The sequence below is a fragment of the Nocardioides sp. Root151 genome, from assembly GCF_001427925.1.
GTDB lineage: Bacteria > Actinomycetota > Actinomycetes > Propionibacteriales > Nocardioidaceae > Nocardioides.
Window position 1 is genome coordinate 267,728 of the sequence record NZ_LMGG01000005.1, and the last position, 19,848, is coordinate 287,575.

Annotated in this window: 17 protein-coding genes; 7 read left to right on the top strand and 10 right to left on the bottom strand. The window is 69.0% G+C overall.

The genetic code is table 11. The features are described from left to right. Nucleotides 1–161 precede the first annotated feature (161 nt). The 6 genes from ASD66_RS16355 (at nt 162) to ASD66_RS16375 (ending at nt 3,247) form a co-directional block, all read left to right on the top strand. Nucleotides 162–638, top strand: a complete 477-nt coding sequence (locus ASD66_RS16355) for an SCP2 sterol-binding domain-containing protein (protein ID WP_235530136.1) — start codon at nt 162–164, stop codon at nt 636–638. Nucleotides 639–688: 50 nt separating this feature from the next. Beyond that, nucleotides 689–1,924, top strand: a complete 1,236-nt coding sequence (locus ASD66_RS16360; RefSeq protein ID WP_056891611.1) for an acyl-CoA dehydrogenase family protein — start codon at nt 689–691, stop codon at nt 1,922–1,924. Between the two features lie 192 nt (nt 1,925–2,116). Continuing rightward, the gene (locus tag ASD66_RS16365) at nt 2,117–2,323 is read left to right on the top strand and encodes a hypothetical protein (RefSeq protein WP_156388746.1); all 207 of its coding nucleotides are present in this window, start codon (nt 2,117–2,119) and stop codon (nt 2,321–2,323) included. Then, entirely contained in the window at nt 2,320–2,484 is a 165-nt protein-coding gene (locus tag ASD66_RS24515; RefSeq protein ID WP_156388747.1) for a hypothetical protein, read from the top strand. The genes ASD66_RS16365 and ASD66_RS24515 overlap by 4 nt, the downstream gene beginning before the upstream one ends. Further along, nucleotides 2,462–2,818, top strand: a complete 357-nt coding sequence (locus ASD66_RS16370) for a DMT family transporter (RefSeq protein WP_235530137.1) — start codon at nt 2,462–2,464, stop codon at nt 2,816–2,818. Before ASD66_RS24515 ends, ASD66_RS16370 begins: the two co-directional genes overlap by 23 nt. Before the next feature lie 45 nt (nt 2,819–2,863). Further along, nucleotides 2,864–3,247, top strand: coding sequence for a VOC family protein (locus ASD66_RS16375; protein WP_056891612.1), 384 nt, complete (start codon nt 2,864–2,866; stop codon nt 3,245–3,247). 11 nt (nt 3,248–3,258) lie between these two features. On the opposite strand, the gene ASD66_RS16380 is transcribed toward ASD66_RS16375, so the two are convergent. From ASD66_RS16380 to ASD66_RS16425, 10 genes are all read right to left on the bottom strand, one after another. After that, nucleotides 3,259–4,095, bottom strand: coding sequence for an alpha/beta fold hydrolase (locus tag ASD66_RS16380; RefSeq protein WP_056683627.1), 837 nt, complete (start codon nt 4,093–4,095; stop codon nt 3,259–3,261). After that, on the bottom strand, nt 4,092–5,516 hold the full coding sequence (locus tag ASD66_RS16385; protein WP_200950088.1) for a wax ester/triacylglycerol synthase domain-containing protein: 1,425 nt from the start codon (nt 5,514–5,516) through the stop codon (nt 4,092–4,094). The genes ASD66_RS16380 and ASD66_RS16385 overlap by 4 nt, the downstream gene beginning before the upstream one ends. Then, nucleotides 5,513–7,003, bottom strand: coding sequence for an HAD-IB family hydrolase (locus ASD66_RS16390; protein ID WP_156388748.1), 1,491 nt, complete (start codon nt 7,001–7,003; stop codon nt 5,513–5,515). Before ASD66_RS16390 ends, ASD66_RS16385 begins: the two co-directional genes overlap by 4 nt. After that, nucleotides 7,003–9,240, bottom strand: coding sequence for a glycerol-3-phosphate 1-O-acyltransferase (locus ASD66_RS16395; RefSeq protein WP_056891615.1), 2,238 nt, complete (start codon nt 9,238–9,240; stop codon nt 7,003–7,005). Before ASD66_RS16395 ends, ASD66_RS16390 begins: the two co-directional genes overlap by 1 nt. Continuing rightward, complete coding sequence (locus tag ASD66_RS16400; protein WP_056683635.1) at nt 9,237–10,781, bottom strand: acyl-CoA synthetase; 1,545 nt, start codon at nt 10,779–10,781, stop codon at nt 9,237–9,239. Before ASD66_RS16400 ends, ASD66_RS16395 begins: the two co-directional genes overlap by 4 nt. Nucleotides 10,782–11,001: 220 nt before the next feature. Beyond that, the gene (locus ASD66_RS16405) at nt 11,002–12,156 is read right to left on the bottom strand and encodes an acyl-CoA dehydrogenase family protein (RefSeq protein ID WP_056891616.1); all 1,155 of its coding nucleotides are present in this window, start codon (nt 12,154–12,156) and stop codon (nt 11,002–11,004) included. A gap of 16 nt (nt 12,157–12,172) precedes the next feature. Beyond that, nucleotides 12,173–13,207: a TIGR03617 family F420-dependent LLM class oxidoreductase gene (locus ASD66_RS16410; protein ID WP_056683642.1), complete on the bottom strand. Its 1,035-nt coding sequence runs from the start codon at nt 13,205–13,207 to the stop codon at nt 12,173–12,175. Further along, a complete protein-coding gene (locus ASD66_RS16415) occupies nt 13,204–15,384 on the bottom strand; it encodes a 3-hydroxyacyl-CoA dehydrogenase NAD-binding domain-containing protein (RefSeq protein ID WP_235530138.1) in 2,181 nt (726 codons plus the stop codon). Before ASD66_RS16415 ends, ASD66_RS16410 begins: the two co-directional genes overlap by 4 nt. A 41-nt stretch (nt 15,385–15,425) precedes the next feature. Then, entirely contained in the window at nt 15,426–16,637 is a 1,212-nt protein-coding gene (locus tag ASD66_RS16420; RefSeq protein WP_056891617.1) for an acetyl-CoA C-acetyltransferase, read from the bottom strand. A gap of 227 nt (nt 16,638–16,864) precedes the next feature. Continuing rightward, nucleotides 16,865–18,133 carry an MFS transporter gene (locus tag ASD66_RS16425; protein WP_235530139.1) on the bottom strand — a complete coding sequence of 423 codons (1,269 nt, stop codon included), beginning with the start codon at nt 18,131–18,133 and terminating at the stop codon, nt 16,865–16,867. A 150-nt stretch (nt 18,134–18,283) separates the two neighbouring features. Here ASD66_RS16425 and ASD66_RS16430 point away from each other — a divergent pair, with 150 nt between their 5' ends. Beyond that, nucleotides 18,284–19,801 carry an SDR family NAD(P)-dependent oxidoreductase gene (locus ASD66_RS16430; RefSeq protein WP_056683653.1) on the top strand — a complete coding sequence of 506 codons (1,518 nt, stop codon included), beginning with the start codon at nt 18,284–18,286 and terminating at the stop codon, nt 19,799–19,801. The last annotated feature ends 47 nt before the right edge of the window (nt 19,802–19,848 follow it).

Genomic DNA, 19,848 nt, shown 5'->3' on the forward strand with positions numbered 1-19,848 from the left:
CTGGCGGACTTCCCCCCGCGGGAGGATCCCTACCGCTCTTCGGAGGGGCGCCCGGTCCGGCAGAGCGACGAGACAGCGCGGTTGCACCCCTTGGGAGATGCAAGACCCCACTAGCGGGTGAGGCGCCCGCCACTCGTGCCGTCCTACCGTCGATCCGGGTCGTGACCAGACCCACCGGCACCGCCCGAGCAGCACCGCTGGGGCCCACACCTGGAGGTACGACGTTGAGCACGTTCAAGGACGCTGACGAGGTCTATGCCTACATCGGCAAGGCCATGGAGGCCTGTGTCTCCGACCCGAAATTCGTCGAGGCAACCAAGGACGGCACGCTCGTCGTCCTGATCAAGCAGACCGACCCGGAGTCCTACATCCTGGTCGACTTCCCCGGCCAGAAGGTGCTCGTGGGGGATGCGGCAGCAGCCGCGTCCTCGACCGTGCAGCTGCGGATGAGCTCGGACAACGCGAACCGGTTCTGGCAGGGGAAGCTCAACTTCACCCTTGCCATGGCGCAGCGCAAGGTCAAGCTCGACGGCAAGCGCACCACCGCCATGGGCCTGCTGCCCCTGACCGGGCCGATCTTCGAGACCTACAAGGCCATCCTCACCGAGGCCGGCCGCGAGGACCTGCTCGTCGGCTGACGGCCGTTCCTCTCCCCCTGCCACACGGCAACGACACGACTGGAGCCACCATGACTGAATCAATCACCGAAGCCGAGTTCGACAAGGTCTTCGCAGAGGCCGAGAAGCTCTCGGAGTTCTTCCGAGAGATCGGCCCGAAGTACGACACCGAGAACACGTTCGCCTACCCGTCCATCGAGGCGTTCAAGAAGAGCGGCCTCGGGGCCCTCCCCGTGCCCAAGCAGTACGGCGGCCTGGGCGGCGACCTGCTCGCCACGTCGAAGGTGGTCAGCGAACTGTCCAAGGGCGACTCCGCGATCACCCTCGCCTACAACATGCACTACATCATGGTCGGCATGACGATGGGCCTGATGAGCGAGACCCAGAACAAGTACTGGCTGGGCCGGGTCGCCGACGGCGACATCATGTTCGGTCCGTTCTCCGAGCAGCGCGCCGGCTTCAGCGGCCTGGCCGACATGAAGGCCATCCCCCAGGAGGGCGGCGGCTGGAGGCTCTACGGCAAGAAGGTCTGGGGCACGCTGTGCGAGGCCGCCGACATCATCACCACCAACGCGACCATCACCGACGCCGACGGCAACCTCCCGGAGAACTTCGAGGACCGGGTCAACGCCGAGTCCTTCTTCATCGGTGAGTTCCAGGTAGACGAGAACGGCCAGGGCGACGGCATCAGCATCGTGAAGACCTGGGACGCCCTGGGCATGCACGCCACGGGCACCCAGACCATCGTCTTCGACGGCTACTACGTGCCCGAGGACGGCTTCATCTGCGAGTGGCGCTCCGGCGCGTTCGGCGTACTCGAGTGGGCGTCGCTGATGTTCGCCAGCATCTACCTCGGCATGCAGTCGCGCATCCTGGAGGAGTCCCGTGCGGTCCTGTCCAAGAAGACCCTGGGTGCCGTCTTCGGTGCCACGGTCGCCGCGGACGTCAAGGTGGCCGGTGTCGGGCACATCATCGACGGCATCGGTGACATGGCCTCGCGCTATGAACTGTCCCGCCGAGTGCTCTACCGCACCTGCACCGAGGTCACCGAGGGGTACGACGACAACTGGCCCATGGAGCTCCGGTTCCCCTACATCGGCTTGGCCAAGACCTTCATCGCGGACAACGTCATGCACATGAGCCGGCACGCCATGAGCATGGTCGGTGGCTCGTCCTTCAAGAAGGGCGCCATCTTCGAGCGCCTCTACCGCGACTCGGCCGCCTCCATGTTCCAGCCGCTGAACGCGGACCAGTCGCGCACGTTCATCGGTGAGCAGCTGCTCGCCCCGGAGGAGCTCGAGGACTGATCCGCCCCCCGATCCGCCCGGCCGTCGCAACCGCTCCCGACTCTGCGACGGCCGGGCGTTCTCCATTTCCGGCCCCGTCCCAAGCCGGCTCAACCCCAAGGGAGGACACACCCACCTCCCCGGGACGATGTGGCCGGCCCCCCGGATCCGTAGCGTCATAAGCCCAAACATCCTCAACAGGTGGTGATCAAGATGGAGACAGAAACCGCTCCGGAGGTCCTGCTCGATCGGCTCCGTCGTGAGCTGCTTCGTCTGGCCAAGGCCGAGGAGGAGATCGCTCTCTCCGAGTCCGCGAACGTGCACTACTGGGAGCCCTCGCCGCTCTCCGCAATCGCGCACCGCGCCGCGGCGACCCTGCTTCGCGAGAACGCGAGCCGGATCGGCGGGACCGCCGCATGAGTGCGACCGCTACCGTGCGTGGGACGAGGTCTGTCTGGCACACGGTCACGCTGCCCGTCGAGGGGCTCTCCCGCGAGGTCGAACGCCTGCGCCGGAACGGCGCGGTCATCACCGGCAGTCGCCGTACGGCGGACGGCTATGTCCTCACGTACGTGGTGTGACGCGATGTGGTGGTGGTTGGCCCTGGCCATTGCGAGCGAGGTCGCCGCGACTCTGTCGCTGCGGGCCTCGGAGTCCTTCACCCGTTTGGTGCCGTCGGTCTTCGTGACGATCGGTTACGCAATCGCCTTCTACGCGCTCTCGAAGGCCCTCACGAACGGCATGACCGTCGCGACGGCGTACGCCGTCTGGTCGGGGATGGGCATGTTCGTGATCGCCGCACTCGGCACCCTGCTCTTCAAGGAGCAGCTCAGCCTCACCCAGGTGGCCGGGCTCGCCCTGATCGTGGTCGGCATCATCGCGTTGCAGTTGGGCGCCACCACGGCCCAGGCCTGAGTCCGGACCGGGCGCCCGTCACGGCGTGCGTGCGAGGCTGAACGCATGGACGTCCTGAGCAGTCGGATCCTGCTGCACCCCACGAACCCGCCACGGAGCCACGCGTTCTATCGCGACACGCTCGGCCTGGCCATCCACCGGGAGTTCGGGACTCCGGGCAACCCCGGCGTGGTGTTCTTCCTGGGCAACGGCCTGCTCGAGGTCAGTGGCCAGGCAAACGAGCCGCCGCAGGGCATCGCCGTCTGGATCCAGGTCCGCGACCTCGAGGCCGAGCAGCGGCGGTTGCGGGACGCCGGAGTTCGCATCGTTCGTGAATCCCGTCGGGAGCCTTGGGGACTGCAGGAGATGTGGATCCAGGACCCCGACGGCGTCCGCCTCGTGCTGGTCGAGGTTCCGGCGGACCATCCTCTTCGCAAGGACACCCGGTAGCCGACGACCGGTCAGGTCGTGGTGCCCGCGGACGCCGCCGGGACGCGGGCGGTGAACTCGAGGATCGTCCGGCTCACCAGCCGGGGATCGTCGTACATCGGCACGTGACCGACCCCGCGAAGTGGCACCAGCTCGGCGTGCGGGATGAGGTCCCTGTAGACGCGCCCGTAAGGTTCGTAGGGAATGGTCCGGTCGGCCACCGGCCAGACCAGTCGCACCGGACAGGCGCTGTCGATGTCGAACCTGTCGATCGATCCGTGCTGGTCGATCCACCTGAGCAGCCCCTCGAGCAGCAGACAGGCGCGCGTCTCCTCCACCATCTGCAACGCGACGTCGTTCGGGATCAGGTCCCCTCGCTCGAGTGCCAGGCCGAGGGCGGCACGTCGCAGTCCGGGCCGTGACATGAGGTTCCGGGTCGACGACCACTGCGCACTCCGCCGGGTCAACCGCATCAGCCGGACGATCCGCTGCTGGGCGGCCCGGGTGTCCCAGGCTCCCGCCGGCGAGAACGCGACCACCGACATGGCCCGGCCTCGCTGGGCCAGCTCACAGGCGACCCAGCCGCCCAGGGAGTTCCCGACCAGGTGGGCACGGTCGATCCCCTGCCGGTCGAGCATCTCCTCCACCGCGTCCGCGACGGGTCCGATCCCATGGGCTCCCGCGACGAGGCCGGGGCCTCCGAGGTGACCGGCCAGGGTTGGCGCGAGGACGGTGTGCTGCTCCTCCAGGGCGGGCACCACCGGTCGCCAGATCTTCCAGGTCATGTTGATGCCGTGGAGCAGGACCAACGGGCTTCCGCCCCCGCCCCGGTGCATCTCGAGCCCAGGTGACTCGGGCGTCGCGGTCACCGCAGCCACCTGGCGGCTCCGGCATCCGGTCCGGCGAGGGCCAACACCTCGGTGAAGCCGTCCTCGAGGGAGGACAGGAACAAGTCACCGTCGGTGAACGCGGCCGCGTCGTAGTTGACCCCGATGCAGCAGGTCGCCAGGTGCGACACGAGAGTGATCATCGCGGGGCAGCCCGGCAGCGGCGCGAAGGGATAGAGGCGTTCGACCCTGGTGCCTGCGAAGTGGACCTCCTCGCGGGCACCGGGAACGTTGCTCGCCTGGAGGTCGCTGCTCCTGGCCATGTCACCGGCGATCTGCGCGATCACCGAGGCCGGCAGCCGGGCCAGCAGCGGGGCCAGCACCCTGATGTTGTCGAGCGCTGGCTCCTGCCGTGCGGTCCGGACCAGCTCACCGATCGCCTCGATCCGCTCCCGGGGGTCAGTCACGCCCACCGGCCCGGCGAGGCGCGCGGTGGCGAAGCGGTTGCCGCCACCGCCGTCGCCGTCGCGGCGTACCGAGATCGGGATCGCCATCGGGATCGCGTCGACCGGTGCGCCGAACCCCTCGTGGTAACGGCGGTAGCCGCCGAGGAGGGCGGCGATGTAGGCATCGTTCAGCGAGCCACCTGCCGCCTTGGCCGCGGCCCGGAGGGAGGCCAGGTCGACGTCCAGGGCGGCATAGCGCCAGTTCACGCTTCGCCCGGCCAGCAGGGGCGAGGGGGCGGCGGGTGGCGGCGAGAGGACCCGCTGCAGGGAGAGCCCGTAGCGGACGCCGTCGAGCAGGGACTTCCCCGGATCGGCGACGACCCGTCGTGCCGCGGCACCGGCCCGGCGTACGACCGAGGGTGCGGAGCGGGCCGAGTCGAGGGCCTGTGCACCGAGAGCGCCCCATGCGGTCATCCCGCCCCGTTCCGGGCGGGGACCTGCGCGCTTGGTAGTCGGCAGAGAGGAGTGCAGCATCTTCATCAGCTGCAGCGTTCCGACCCCGTCGGTCGAGGCGTGGTGCAGCTTCAGAACGTACGCCGCCCGACCGTCGGGCAGGCCTTCGAACAGCGTTGCCTCCCACGGCGGACGACTGCGGTCGAACGGGCTCATCGCGATCTGCTCGGCCGCGGAGAACAGGTCCTTCCAGGTGGCACCCGAGCGGAGGGTCGAGCGTCGCAGGTGGAAGTGCAGGTCGAACTGGGGATCCGGCGACCAGCGCGGTGCGGCCAGGCCGAACGGCGGTTCGACCACGCGGTGCCGCAGTCGCGGCACCCCCACGAGCGCGTGCTGGTGCGTGGCCACGAAGTCGGCCCAGTCGGGGGCCCGGTCGAGCACCTCGAGCGCGATCATGGTGGACTTCAATGCGGGATCCGCCTCGGCCCGCCACATGACTGTCTCGATGGGGTTCATCGCAGGGTCCTGGCCCCATCCGTCCTGGGCGATGGCCGTGGCGTTCACGAGGTCTCTCCTTGTGCACGGCCCGACGGAAGGGCCGGCAGGTCCGGTCGACCCGGCCAATGGGCGAGGGTCTGGACGAACTGGTCGCGTACGTCGCTGACGTGTCGCTCGATCGACTCGACTCTCCAGTCGGTCGTCTGCACCGGCGGGAGTACGACGACTTCGACGACCCCGGGGCGCAGCGTCTGGGCTCCGCGCCACATGACGTCGCCGGCACCACGCAACACGATCGGCACCATCGGCACCCCTGCCTGCATGGCGATGTGGAAGGCGCCCTTCTTGAATGGACCGAGGCGCGGTGTCGGCGACCGCGTGCCCTCGGGGGAGAGCGCCAACGAGACCCCCTCGTCGCGGATCTTCGCAATCGCCGGGGCGAGCGCCCGCTTGGCCTTCTCGACGTCGCCCGTGCGCTCGACGAACGCGACGCCGGCGATCTGGAACAGCTGGCCGAAGCCGGGGATCTTCCTCGCCTCCGCCTTGGCGACCCCGGTCCAGCGCTGGCGGAGCAGCTTCATCACGATGACCGGGTCGAGCTTGCTCTGGTGATTGAAGACGAACACGCAGGGCCGTGCGCCCCAGAGGTGCTCGTGTCCCTCGATCACGTCGACGGTCACGCCGGCCAGCGCGAGGCCGACGTCGGACCCGACGCTGCCGGTGATGTCGAAGACCTGCGAGCGGGACCGGTTCAGCAAGCCCAGCCCGATGCCGGCCCCGAACGCGGTGGCGAAGGCGCCGTAGAAGCCAGCGGTCCGTGCGATGTCCTTCACGCTCGGGCGACCAGTGCGGGGCACGCAGTCCAGGACCGCCCAGCCGCGCTCGCCGGCCTCGGCGTGCAGGCCCGGCTCGGGAGAGACCGCGACGGCGTTGCCGACGGCGGAGAGGAAGGGGATGTCCTCGGTTCCGTTGCTGTAGGCGTGGGAGCGGGCCAGATCGAGGTTCTCGACGGCGGCCAGTTCCGTGACGGCGTCCGACTTGCCCCTGCCCCACAACGGAGCGCCCAGGACCCGCCCGGTCATCACCCCGTCGTCGACCTCGAGTCGGGTGCAGAGGGTGTGCTGGGCGTCGAGTGCGTCGGCCATCGGCTGCACCTGGAACCTGGTCGCCGAGGAAGCAAGGACGACGGTGTGGCCCATGTCGTGGTGCGCCTTCACCAGCTCCCACACCTCGAGGTGCAGTCGACCCGCAATGCTCTCCTTGAACAGGGTCTCGCCCAGCTCGATCAGCTCGACCTCGGTCTTGCCGGCCCAGGCCCGGCAGCTGAGCTCGAGCAGGCTGAGGAACTCGGCAGCGGTGTTGACGCCACGGAAGCCGGCCCACACGGTCTGGGCGAGTTCGCTGAGGCCGATCTCGCGGCCACGGACCCGGTGTCCGTAGAACGCCGACGCCGAGAATCCAGTGATCACGGTGCCGTCGTAGTCGAAGAACGCGCCGATCTCGGGGCCTCCAGGGCCCGCGTAGATCTTCCGGAGGAGGGTGTCGAGGCTCATCACGTCTCGCGCTCCTTCAGGATCTCTTCCTCGAGATCGGCGATCCGGCTCATCCGGGCGAGGACGTCCGTCACTGTGGCGGCGAACTCGACCCGCGCCCGGCGTACAGTCTCGGCGTCGCCCTCGACGAGGCCACGGTGCCTGGCCAGTTTCAGCGCGGTGGCGTAGAGCTCTCGGGAAACGGAGTCGGCGCGGTGCAGACGCCCCTGCAGCCACATCTGGTGACCGAGACCGAGGCACTCGACCAGCAGTGCCTCCTCGTCCAGGGGGATGCCGGGCTCCTTGCTGAGCAGCGCCTCCGCGACCACGAGCTGGGCGTCGAAGAACGAACGGAACGCGCGGTGGGCGACCAGCACCTTCGAGGAGGCTAGGAGGTTCGCCAGCCCACTCTCGGTGCCGGCCCTCTCGAACCAGTCGGGATCGAACAGCTCGCACTCCGCGACGACGTCAGCCCGGAACTGCCTGGTGGTCGGGAAGAAGAACTCGAACTTCAGCAGGTCGCGCAGCCGCACCGCCTCGGCGTACGCCTCGTCACGCGGGTTCGTGCCTTCCTCGCCGTCGCCCACGTGGAGCAGCGCGAGCTCGACGATGGCCCGCGTCACGAGATGGTGGATCGCCCCGTTCCGGTAGAACGCGGCGACCCGGTGCTGACCCGGCGAGACCGACCAGACCGGCTCGGGGCCCCCCGAGTAGAGCGTGGTGACCCCCGACTCCACGAGCTTGTCCAGCGTCTCGAGGACGGCGTCGTCCGAGCGGAGCACGTCGGCCGGCCCGGCGAGACCGCGCGAGTCCAGGTAGTCGAGGAGCGGGAGTGCCACCCGACGGATCTCGGCCAGCGTCAAGGCCCGGTGATGCGTACCCAGAAGTGCGAACGTGACCAGGGCCGTGGGAGTCATCAGGGTCGCGCGGTTGATGCCGTCGCAGATCCGGAACGCCACCTTCTCCAGCTGCGCATTTCCCTCGCCGGCGTCGGCGAGTGCCTCTCTCAGTGAGAACGGTTCCCCGAACTGCACCCATGCATTGCCGCTGTTCCTCAGCTGACCACGGACGTAGCGGGCCAGCCAACGACTGCCCTCGGCGGCCTTCTTGGCGCCACCCTGCTCATCGGAGAGCGCGCCCACCTCGGACATGTGGTCGTAGACGATCGACACCGGGACCAGCTGGACGTCGTCGGTCCGGTTCTCCCGGAGCGCGCGGGTCAGGTAGGAGAGCAGCCCGAACTTCGGCGGCCGCAGCTTCCCGGTGCGGGTCCGCCCGCCCTCGATGTACCACTCGAGGTTGAACCGCTTGGCCGCCAGATGGGCCAGATACTCACGCAGCGCCAGCTTGTAGGCGCCGTCGTTGGCGTTGGCCCGGCGGATGAAGACCATTCCGGCGCGTTTGCCCAGCGGACCGATCGGCCAGATCGCCATGTTCGCGCCCCCCAGCGTGTGGTTGCGCGGGAAGTCGTGGGTGTGCAGCACCTCGCCGAGCACCAGCGGGTCGGCGTACGAACGATGGGCGGGCAGGAAGATCAGGGCACTCTTCTTGTTCAGCGCCCGGAGCGGCTCGAGGCTGTCCTGGTCGACGTGGACCTTCCACGCACGGGAGTGCATCGGGGAGAGCACCGTTCGGTAGGCGTCGATGGCGGCCGGGCTCTGGACGGCGACCAACTCGGTCAGGCAGTCCTGCACCTCGTCGAAGACCGCGTCGTACGTCGTGCCCGTCTCGGCCGCGAAGGCGCGCACCTTGTCGCGCAGTCGCGCCGAGGAGGCGATCTGCTCCGCGACGCGACGCGGCACCTTGTAGCGGTCGCCGATCAGGCGTCGTTCGGCCCGATCGCTGGACAGGATCGCCGCGTGCCTGATGAATTCCTCCATCGAGTCGCCGCCCTGGTGTTCCTCCGCGAAGCGCCTGCGCAGGTCGGCCAGGGTGGCCGCCTCCCCGACGACGATGGTCACCGCTCCGGGGACACGTCGCGCCAGCAACGGCTGGGCGACGGGCCAGGGTCGCAACGGTGTGAGATGGCCGAGCACGTCGGTGGCCCGGCGGGTGCTGCTGCCCGGCGCGGCGACCCAGGCCACCCGCGCCGGCACCAGCAGGGCCTCTTCGTCGAACTGCTCCGCCAGCCACCCGTCGTCGACTCCCCGGACGCACGAGCCGGGATGCGTCTCCCGTGCCCACTCGGTGACGAGTCGTCGCTCGGTGCGTGAGCGCACGTCGTGGAGCACGACGACCGGCCGCGTCGTGACGGTCATCCCTTGGCCGCCTTCACGTACGCATCGCGCAGGATCCCCTTGACGAGCTTGCCTGTTGGCGTTCTCGGGAGGCTCTCGGAGAAGTCGATGCTCCTCGGCACCTTGAAGTGCGCCATCCGGTCACGCACGAACGCGAGAAGCTCCTGCTCGAGTGCGGGCCCGGTCTCGACACCCGGAGCCGGTTGGACGACGGCCTTGACCTGCTCCCCCATCTCGTCGTCGGGAATGCCGAAGACCGCGAGGTCGAGCACCTTCGGGTGCAGGGCCAGGCAGTCCTCGACCTCTTGCGGGTAGATGTTCACACCACCCGAGATGATCATGAACGCCTTGCGATCGGTGAGGAACAGGTAGCCGTCCTCGTCGACGTAGCCGATGTCACCGATGGTCGTCCACGTCTCGTGGTCAGGGTGCTGGGAGGCCCGGGTCTTGTCGGGGTCGTTGTGATAGGCGAACGGCATCGTGTCGCGCTCGAAGTAGACGGAGCCGACCCGGCCGGCGTCCAGCACCTCGCCGTCCTCACCGCAGATCCGCAGGGTTCCCAGGCCCGCCTTGCCGACCGAACCGGGCCTCTCGAGCCACTGCTCGGAGTTGATCAGCGTCAGGCCGTTGCCCTCGGTGCCGCCGTAGTACTCGTGCAGGACCGGACCCCACCAGTCGATCATCTGCTGCTTCACGTCCACCGGGCAGGGCGCGGCCGCGTGGATCGCGCAGGCCAGCGTCGAGACGTCGTACGACGCACGCACGTCGGGGTCGAGCTTCAACATGCGCACGAACATGGTGGGCACCCATTGGCTGTGGGTGACGCCGTACTTCTCGACGGCCTCCAGGGACCGCACCGCGTCGAACTTCTTGCCGAGCACCAGGGTGCCGCCGAAGTAGTGGACGATGCCGCCGAAGCGAAGCGGCGCCGCGTGGTAGCCGGGTGCCGGTGAGTAGTAGACGGTGTCGGGGCCGAAGCCGTACATCGGACCGAAGACCCCGGCGAAGGGGTCGCCGGGCTCGCTGACGAGGTGCTCCGGCAGCGGTGGCTTGACGCCCTTCGGCTGGCCGGTCGTGCCCGAGGAGTAGAGCATGTCGGCGCCGCGGCGCTGATCGGCGAGCGGCTCGGCAGACACCTTGGCCAGCGCGTCCTCGAAGGAGTCGTGTCCGCGGATGGCGCCGCCGAACGCGAGCCGCAGCTCGATGCCCGGGCTCTGCGCGACCAACGCCTCGGCCAGGTCGGACACCTCAGCCGATGCGACGAGGGCACGGGCACCGCAGTCCCGCACGATGTAGCCGGCCTCGTCGGCCGACAGGTTGTAGTTGACCCCGGTCACGTACAGCCCGGAGCGCAGTGCGGCCCAGTAGGTCACGAAGAGCTCGAGGGAGTTCGGCGTCAGGAAGGCGACGTGGTCTCCTCGTCGCAGGCCTGAGTCGTGGAAGACCCGGGCCAACCGCGCAGTGGCCTCGTCGAGCTCGGCGTAGGTGAGTGAGGCACCCGTGTCGGCGACGACGATGGCGGTCTTGTCCGGGGTGGACGTGGCGAAGGTTCCTGGGTACACGCTCTCTCCTGCCTGGGTGACAAGGCTGCCGGGAGGTCCTCGGCCGGCGCTCGCGGACCTCCCGGCAGGTGCAGCGAGACCAACGATGGAGCACCGACTGGGGCGGGCGGATCACCCCCAGGAAGCAAATGCCTCCTCCCGCCGGGCCGGGCGAGGAACGGCTGGGACAGGGTCGGCTTCACCGGAATCGCGGCGGTCGGTCGCGTCAGCCGGGAATGCGTCAGTAGGACCTCGGCAGCCCCAGCGAGTGCTGCGCGACGTAGTTGAGAATCATCTCCCGGTTCACCGGGGCAATGCGCAACACGCGAGCCAGGCCCCACAGCGGGATGAGTCCGTATTCGGTCGCCACCCCGTTGCCCCCGTGGCACTGGATTGCCGCGTCGAGCGCGGCCAGCGCCGCCTCGGCCGCGAGGTACTTCGCCATGTTGGACGCCTCACCGGCGGGCAGCTTCTGGTCATGGAGCCAGGCTGCCCGTGCCGTCATCAGGGCAGCAGCGTCGATGTCGATCCGGGCGGCGGCCAGCGCGTGCGCCACTGCCTGGTGGGAGCCGATGGGCACCCCCCAGACGGACCGGCTGTTCGCATACTCGGCGGCGCGGGCGAGCGCATACCGACCGATGCCGACCAGGAGTGCCGCACCGGTCACCCGTTCGGGATTGAGGCCGTGGAACACCTGCTTGAATCCGGCGCCCTCGACGCCGATGAGGCGATCGGCCGGGACGCGCACGTCGTCGAAGAACAGGGTGAACTGACGCTCGGGCAGGCTGACCGCGACCGGCAACGGTTGCGCCACCAGACCCGGAGCATCCGTGTCGACCACGAAGAGGGAGAGCTCCGCGGCACCGGTCTCCGGATCGGTACCGGTGCTTGCCACGACCAGCACGGCGTCGGCGACGTCGATGCCGGAGATGTAGTGCTTCGTTCCGCTGAGGACGTACTCGTCGCCGTCGCGTCGGGCCGTGGTGGCGAGGTCATGCGCGTTCGAACCGGCCTCGGGCTCGGTGATCGCGAAGACGACACGGCCCTGGCCGCTGGCGAGCCGCGGCAACCATTGACGACGTTGCTGTGGTGTGCCGAACTCGGCGATCACCTCCCCGCTGATGGCACTGGCCACGAGCAGCAGGAGCAGTGGACACCCCGCCGCAGCGGTCTCCTCCACCACGACGGACAACTCGGCGAGACCGGCCCCGCCCCCGCCGTACTCCTCCGGGATGTTGATGCCGATGAACCCGCGCTCACCCAGCGCGAGCCACAGCTCCTCGGTGAACTCCCTTGCCTCTGCCTTCTTCGTGTAGTAGTCGTTGCCGAAGCTGCCACTGATTCCCGCCACTGCTGCCCGCAGTGCACGGTGCTCTTCGCTGGTCTGGAAGTCCATCGAGTGCTCCTGGGGTTCAGCCGGCAGCGATGCCGGCCACGACGGTCGCGCGGGCGGCCGCGCTGAGCGGGTACGGCGTGTAGAGGGTGAAGCGGTCGATGACCTCTCCGAAGCGACGGCTGATCTCGGCAGCGACCTCACTGGGACCACCGACGACGGCGAAGGCGTTCAGCACGTCGTCGTCGACCAGATCGTCCATCTCGGCCCACCTGCCCGCGACGGAAAGTTGGTGCAGCTCCTCGTGGAGCCCCTCCCAGCCGTGCAGCTGGAGGACCGATCGGTACGCCGGGGTCGCACCGTAGAACGCGATCTGGTGCCGCACCGCCGCGATCCCCGCGAGCAGCTCCTCCTCGGATGCGCCGGTTGCCACCATGCCCGGGTAGGCGATCACGAAGGAGGCCCGGTCACGCCGGTTGGCATCGAGCGTGCCCTCGATCAGGGGCAGCGTGGTCTCACGCAGGTAGCGCTCTGTCGTGAAGCCGTGGATGAAGATCCCGTCGGCGACGGAAGCAGCGACCTCAGTCATCCGCGGGCCCACGGCTGCCAGGAACACCGGCGGTCTCCCCCACGGGTGGTGTGCCGGAGTGAACATCGGGGTCATCAACGTGTGGTTGTAGAAGTCGCCGCGGAAGTCGAGGCGGTCACCCGACTCCCAGCTGTCCCAGATCGCATGCAGTGCGCCGATGAATTCGGCCATTCGCGCGGTCGGCCTCGACCAAGGCATTCCGTAGCGCCGCTCGATGTGTGCCTTGACCTGTGTGCCGAGCCCGAGGACGAATCGTCCACCGCTGAAACCCTGAAGGTCGTGGGCGGACGAGGCAACCGTCATCGGGCTGCGTCCGAACGCGACCGCCACCGCGGTCCCCACCGTCATCTCCCGGGTGTGCTCGGCAGCGATCAACGGCGGAAAGAACGGGTCCCGTCCGACCTCGGTGCTCCAGACACCGTTGAAACCGCACGCCTCCGCAGTGGACAGTTGGTCGATGAGAGTCGGCAGGTCGCCACCCTCGGAGCCGTCGATCTGGCCGCCGATGTTGGCGTCGACCTTCATGCTCCCGATCCCTCGGAGACGGTCTCGGCCAGGGAGGCCGGCGGGCGGAAGCGGGAGCCGTACTGCTCGGCCAACTGCTCAGCGCGCGCCACGAACCCGGGACGTCCGCCGTCGAACTGGTCGAGGAACCGGAGGACCCCACCCGTCCACGCAGGGAAGCCGATGCCGAGAAGGGAACCGACGTTGGCATCCGACGGCGCCTCGATCACGCCCTCGGAGTGGGCGGCCCACGCCTCGAGAACCTCGGCGAAGAGAAGCCTGTCGGCCAGGTCCCCCACCGTCGGAATGTCGTCACCCGGGGGGAAGGCCTCCGTGAGGCCGGGCCAGAACCCGGTACGTCGTCCCTTCTCGTCGTAGTCGTAGAAACCACCACCGCCCGCGCGCCCCACGCGTCCGAGGTCGATGAGCCGGTCGAAGGTCGTGTGGCCGGGATGGGCCTCCCATTCCTGACCGGCGACCGTCGCAGCAGACCGCGCCTCCTCGCGTACGTCCCGCGGCAGCGTCAGGGTCAGCTCGTCGAGGAGCTGGAGGGCCCCCGCGGGGTAGCCCGCCTGCAGGGAGGCCTGCTCGATGCTGGCCGGGGCGACCCCCTCACCCACCATGGCAACGGCCTCGTTGAGTCGAGAGATGATCACGCGGCTGGTGAAGAAGCCACGGGTGTCATTGACCACGATCGGCGTCTTCCCCAGCTGCAGCACCAGGTCAAAGGCCTTGGCGAGAGTGGCGTCGGAGGTGGCTTCCCCGCGAATGATCTCCACCAGCGGCATGCGATCCACGGGAGAGAAGAAGTGCACGCCTACGAAGTCCTCCGGGCGCCGCACCGAGGCGGCGAGTGAGGTGATCGGGAGGGTGGACGTGTTCGAACCGAGAACCGTGTCCTGCCCGACCACGCCCTCGACCCTGCCGAAGACCTCGGCCTTCAGCTCCGCGTTCTCGAAGACTGCCTCGATGACGAAGTCCACGTCAGCGAGATCCTCCACGCGGTCAGAGACGGTGATCCGGTTCAGCAGCGCGTCCTGGTCAGCCTGGGTGCGCTGTCCACGACTCACGGCCTTGGCCTCGACCTTCTCCGCATGGGCGCGCCCCTTCTGCGCGCCGGCCAGTGTCGTGTCGACCAGGACCACGTCGATGCCGACCTTCGCCGATGCGTAGGCGATTCCGGCGCCCATCATTCCGGCGCCGACCACGCCGATCCGCCTCGCCCGGTACGACGGCTGATCGTTCGGCCGGCTGGCACCCCCCTTGATCGCCTGGAGGTCGAAGAAGTTCAGGTTGATCAGGTTCTTCGAGATCTGGGCCGTGGCGAGCTCCACGAAGTAGCGGGTCTCGATCAGGCCTGCCGTGTCGATGTCGACCTGGGCACCCTCGACCGCCGCGGCCAGGATGGCGCGCTGGGCGGGGGCCGGAGCACCTCCGGTCCTGGCCCGGAGCGTGGAGGCGAGGAAGGGAAGATCCGCACTCAGGGCGCCCCTGGTCGGAGTGCCGCCCGGGATGGCGAAACCCTTGGCGTCCCACGGTTGCGCGGCGTCGGGGTTCTCGACGATCCATTGCCTGGCTCTCGACAGCAGCTCGTCCGCCGACTTCACCAGCTCGTCGACGAGACCGAGCTCCTGCGCCTGCTGCGGACGGAACCGCCTGCCCGACAGCAGGACGTCGTCGAGCGCCTTGCGCACTCCGAGGAGCCGCACAGTTCGAATGATGCCGCCGCTGGCGGGCAGGAGGCCCAGACCCACCTCCGGCAGACCCAGTTGCACCCTCGGCGAGTCCAGCACCACCCGGTGGTGGGTCGCGAGTGCCAGCTCGAGGCCTCCGCCGAGCGCGGATCCGTTGATCGCAGCGACGACCGGGCGGCCGAGACCTTCGAGCAATCTCAGCTGGCCCTTGAGGTGGTTGAGGTGCTGGGTGAATCGGGTGGCGTCCTCGGGCCCGAGGGCCACGATCTCCTCGAGGTCACCTCCCGCCACGAAGGTGGACTTGCCTGAGGTGATGACGACTCCGGAGATCGAGTCCCGTTCCGCCCGCAGGCGCTCCACCGTCTCCGCCAGCTCCGCGACGAAGCGCGCGTGGACGGTGTTCACGCCCTGGGTGGGGTCGTCGATGGTGAGGACGACAATGCCGTCGTCCTCCTTGCGCCAGGTGAAGATCGGCTGATCGCCGGATGTCGGAACGCTGGTCACGTGCTTCTCCTCAGTGGTTTCTGGAGTGGGGTCCGGCCGGGTCACAGGCGCTCGATGATGGTGGCGATCCCCATGCCGCCGCCCACGCACAGGGTCACCAGGGCACGTCGCTCCTGCCGAAGCTCGAGCTCGTCGAGGACGGTCGAGACGAGCATCGCTCCGGTCGCCCCTAGGGGGTGCCCCATCGCGATGGCACCGCCATTGACGTTGACCTTCTCGGCCGGGATCTTGAGGTCCTTCATCCACTTCAGCACCACCGACGCGAAGGCCTCGTTGAGCTCGAAGAGATCGATGTCGGCGAGCGTGAGGCCCGCGGTCGCCAGGACCTTCTCGGTGGCCGGCTTCGGGCCGGTCAGCATGATCGTCGGGTCGGCGGCAGTGATCGCCGTGGCCACCACACGACCCCGCGGCTCCAGGCCGAGATCCCGACCGACCTGCTCGCTGCCCAGGAGCACCAGCGCGGCCCCGTCGACGATCCCTGACGAGTTGGCGCCTGTGTGCACGTGGTTGATCCGATCCACCGTGTGGTACTTCTGCAGGGCGACCGCGTCGAACCCCAGTTTGGTCCCCGGGACCTCGAAGGACGGCGCCAGTTCACCGAGCGAGGCGACCGTCGACTCCGGGCGCCGGTGCTCGTCGTGATCGAGAACGAGCACACCGTTCTGATCCACGACGGGTACGACGGAGCGCTTGAACCGGCCTTGGGACCACGCCGCCTCGGCGCGCTGCTGGGACGTCACCGCAAAACCGTCGACGTCTTCCCTGCTGAAGCCCTCGAGGGTCGCGATCAGGTCGGCGCCGATGCCCTGGGGCACGAAGTGGTGGTCGTAGGTCGTGGTCGGGTCGGTGAAGAGCGCCCCGCCGTCCGACATCATCGGCACGCGCGACATCGACTCCACTCCACCCGCCAGGACCATCCGGTCCCAGCCGGAACGAACCTTCGCCGCAGCGATGTTTGTGGCCTCCAGGCCCGAGGCGCAATAACGGTTGATCTGGACACCAGCAACGGTCTCCGGAAGGCCCGACACCTGCGCAACCGCCTTGGCGATGTCACCGCCCTGCTCGCCGACCGGGGTGACGACACCAAGAACGATGTCGTCGATCACGGAAGGATCCAGCTCGGGCATACGGCTCCGCAGTTCATCGACGAGTCCGGCCACCAGGTCGACCGGCTTCGTTCCGTGAAGTGCGCCCTTCTTGCCACGCCCACGGGGCGTCCGGATCGCCTCGTAGATCATCGCCTCGTGCGTCATGCGTGCTCCTTCGTCGGTCGGCCCGAACGACGCTAGAAGGCGGCCTGCGCGACGGCATCACCCTCCGGGGGGAGGTTGCGGCACCCGCCGGGTGGGAGCTTGCCGGAAGGAGGGCCCAGAGCGACCGAGCTCGGGTCAGGCAGGCCGCGGGCGCGGGGAGCACGACCTCCGACGGCGGCGACCGGATCGTCCGTGCCCCGGAACCGGGGGGAGCTGCGGGTCGGTCCTCATCCGTCGGCCCTCGCCAGCCGGTAGCGCATGAACGCGGGTGCGGCGATCGCCGCTGCGATGGTCAGCACCACGACGAGTACGCCCCCACCTGCCGCCGCGGTCGCCGTACCGGCCATGGCCGCGGCGCCCCCGTGGGCGACGTCCGCGATGCGCGGGCCGCCGGCGACCACCACGATGAAGACGCCCTGGAGCCGTCCGCGCACCTCGTCGGAGGCGGCGCTCTGCAGCATGCTCTGCCGGAACGCCGCCGAGACCATGTCGGCGGCACCTCCGACCATCAGCATCGCGACCGCGGCGCCGAGCATCACGCCGCCGCTCCCGTTGGCGAATCCGACGAAGAGGCCGAAGAATGCAATCGCCAGCCCCCACACGAGAATCGCGATGATCACTGCCCGCCCCTGCCGTTCGACGCGGGAGACCCAGCCGGAGAAGACGCCGCCGATCACCGCGCCGGCGGGGATGGCCGCGAAGAGCAGTGCGAAGGCGATGCCACCGTTGCTCGGGCCGCCGAAGTCGCTGTCCGCCATCTCGGGGAAGAGGGCGCGCGGCATGCCGAAGACCATCGCGATGATGTCGACGACGAACGACATCATCAGCACCGGGTGGCCGCGCAGGTAGGCCAGCCCGTCGATGACCGAGCGCAGGCCCGGGGTGCTGGTCACTCCCTCGATCGGCAGCGCCGGCAGGGCGACCACCGCCGAGAGGGTGGCGAAGAGGGTCATGGTGTCGGCCAGGTAGAGCCAGGCGTAGCCGAGCACCGGGATCAGCGCGCCGCCGATCATCGGACCGGCGATCGCGCCGGCCATCATCACGGTCATGTTCAGGGAGTTGGCCGCCGGGAGCAGCCGCATCGGCAGGATCTTGGGCAGCACGGCGCTGCGGGTCGGCTGGTTGATCGCGAAGAAGGCCTGCTGCACGGCGAAGAGGCCGAGCAGGAGCCACACGTTCTCGTTGCCGAGGGCGGCCTGCACGCAGAAGAGCCCACTGGTGACGATCAGCCCGATCGTCGTGCAGAGCAGGAGCGTCCGCCGGTCCATCGCGTCGGCGAGCGCGCCACCCCAGAGCCCGAAGACGACCAGGGGCACGAGGCCGAAGACTCCGGTCAGGCCGACGTACGCCGAGGAGCCGGTGATCGCGTAGATCTGGGCCGGTACGACGACCACGGTGAGCTGGGCACCGATGACGGTGATGATGTTGGCGATCCAGAGCCGACGGAAGTGGTCGTTGCGCAGTGGCGCGGTGTCGGCCATCAGTCCCCTCAGCACGAGTGACGACGCTACCCGCCGACCCGTCGCCAGTTCTTGTCGACCCGTCGCCAGTCTTGAGCGACCCGTCGCCAGTTCTGCGCCAGAGCCGAAACTGGCGACAGGTCGATCGAAAGTAGCGACAGGTCGATCAGGGCCTAGAATCTGCCGGTGACCAAGCCGCCCGCTCCCTCCGACCCCACCCTCGACCGGATCGACCCGGACGAGCTGGCGACCGCGGTGAAGGTGCTCGGCCAGCTGCACGAGCTGCCCACGGACCACCCCGACGTGACCACGGTCAAGCACGCCGCCTCCCACATGTACAAGGCGCTCAAGCAGGCCCGGCGACTCCGCAAGCGCGAGGCCGAGGCCGCGGCCGACCGGGCCGTCATCGAGGCCACCGCCACCGGGTCGCGGATGCGGATCGACGACGAGACCCAGGGCATCCCGCTGGTCTCGAACGCCGCCGGCGCCTTCGCGGGCGAGCTGCTCAAGCCGCGCGGCTGCTACATCTGCAAGACCGACTACACGCTGGTCGACGCCTTCTACCACTGGCTGTGCCCCGCCTGCGCCGCCATGTCGCACGCCAAGCGCGACCAGCGCACGGACCTGACCGGCAAGCGCGCGCTGCTCACCGGCGGCCGCGCCAAGATCGGCATGTACATCGCCTTGCGGCTGCTGCGCGACGGCGCGCACACCACGATCACGACCCGCTTCCCGAAGGACGCCGTACGCCGCTTCGCCTCGCTCGAGGACAGTGGCGACTGGCTGCACCGGCTCAAGGTCGTCGGCATCGACCTGCGCGACCCCACCCAGGTGATCTCGCTGGCCGACGACGTCGCCGCCGACGGTCCGCTCGACATCATCATCAACAACGCCTGCCAGACCGTACGCCGCTCGCCCGGCGCCTACAGCCAACTCGTCGAGATGGAGTCCGCACCACTCCCGACCGACCTCGAGCTGCCCGAGATGGTCAGGTTCGACCACATCTCCGAGGCGCACCCGGCAGCCATCGCCGGCGCGTTGAGCAGCGACGCGGTCGCGCACCACGAAGGCGAGACCCTCGAGCACGCGAGGGCCGCCCACACCGCGGCCAGCCTCACGTCGCTCGCCCTCTCCGCCGGGAACGCCTCCCTCGAGGCGCACCTGGCCGGCACCGCGGTCGACGCCGGCGGGCTGCTGCCTGACACGCAGACCAACAACTCCTGGACCCAGGTCGTCGACGAGGTCGACCCGCTGGAGCTGCTCGAGGTGCAGTTCTGCAACTCGATCGCGCCGTTCCTGCTGGTCTCACGGCTGCGGCCGGCGATGCGTGCCGCCGTACAGGCCGGTGCCCGGAGGGCGTACGTCGTCAACGTGTCGGCGATGGAGGGGCAGTTCTCCCGCCGCTACAAGGGCGCCGGTCACCCGCACACCAACATGGCCAAGGCGGCGCTGAACATGATGACCCGCACCAGCGCGGGCGAGATGTTCGAGACGGACAAGATCCTGATGACCGCGGTCGACACCGGCTGGATCACCGATGAGCGGCCGCACCAGGAGAAGCTGCGCATCGCCGCCGAGGGATGGCACGCACCGCTCGACCTGGTCGACGGCGCGGCCCGGGTCTACGACCCGATCGTGCTGGGCGAGTCCGGCGAGGACCTCTACGGCTGCTTCGTGAAGGACTTCAAGCCCAGCCCCTGGTGAGGCTTCCGCTCGATCGCCTGACGATCGAGTCCGACTCCCGTACGGTT

Coding starts and splice junctions, on each gene's coding strand:
- ASD66_RS16360 (WP_056891611.1), top strand. CDS start 689: ATGACTGAATCAATCACCGAAGCCGAGTTCGACAAGGTCTTCGCAGAG.
- ASD66_RS16365 (WP_156388746.1), top strand. CDS start 2,117: ATGGAGACAGAAACCGCTCCGGAGGTCCTGCTCGATCGGCTCCGTCGT.
- ASD66_RS24515 (WP_156388747.1), top strand. CDS start 2,320: ATGAGTGCGACCGCTACCGTGCGTGGGACGAGGTCTGTCTGGCACACG.
- ASD66_RS16370 (WP_235530137.1), top strand. CDS start 2,462: ATGTCCTCACGTACGTGGTGTGACGCGATGTGGTGGTGGTTGGCCCTG.
- ASD66_RS16375 (WP_056891612.1), top strand. CDS start 2,864: ATGGACGTCCTGAGCAGTCGGATCCTGCTGCACCCCACGAACCCGCCA.
- ASD66_RS16390 (WP_156388748.1), bottom strand. CDS start 7,003: ATGAGCCTCGACACCCTCCTCCGGAAGATCTACGCGGGCCCTGGAGGC.
- ASD66_RS16395 (WP_056891615.1), bottom strand. CDS start 9,240: ATGACCGTCACGACGCGGCCGGTCGTCGTGCTCCACGACGTGCGCTCA.
- ASD66_RS16405 (WP_056891616.1), bottom strand. CDS start 12,156: ATGGACTTCCAGACCAGCGAAGAGCACCGTGCACTGCGGGCAGCAGTG.
- ASD66_RS16410 (WP_056683642.1), bottom strand. CDS start 13,207: ATGAAGGTCGACGCCAACATCGGCGGCCAGATCGACGGCTCCGAGGGT.
- ASD66_RS16420 (WP_056891617.1), bottom strand. CDS start 16,637: ATGACGCACGAGGCGATGATCTACGAGGCGATCCGGACGCCCCGTGGG.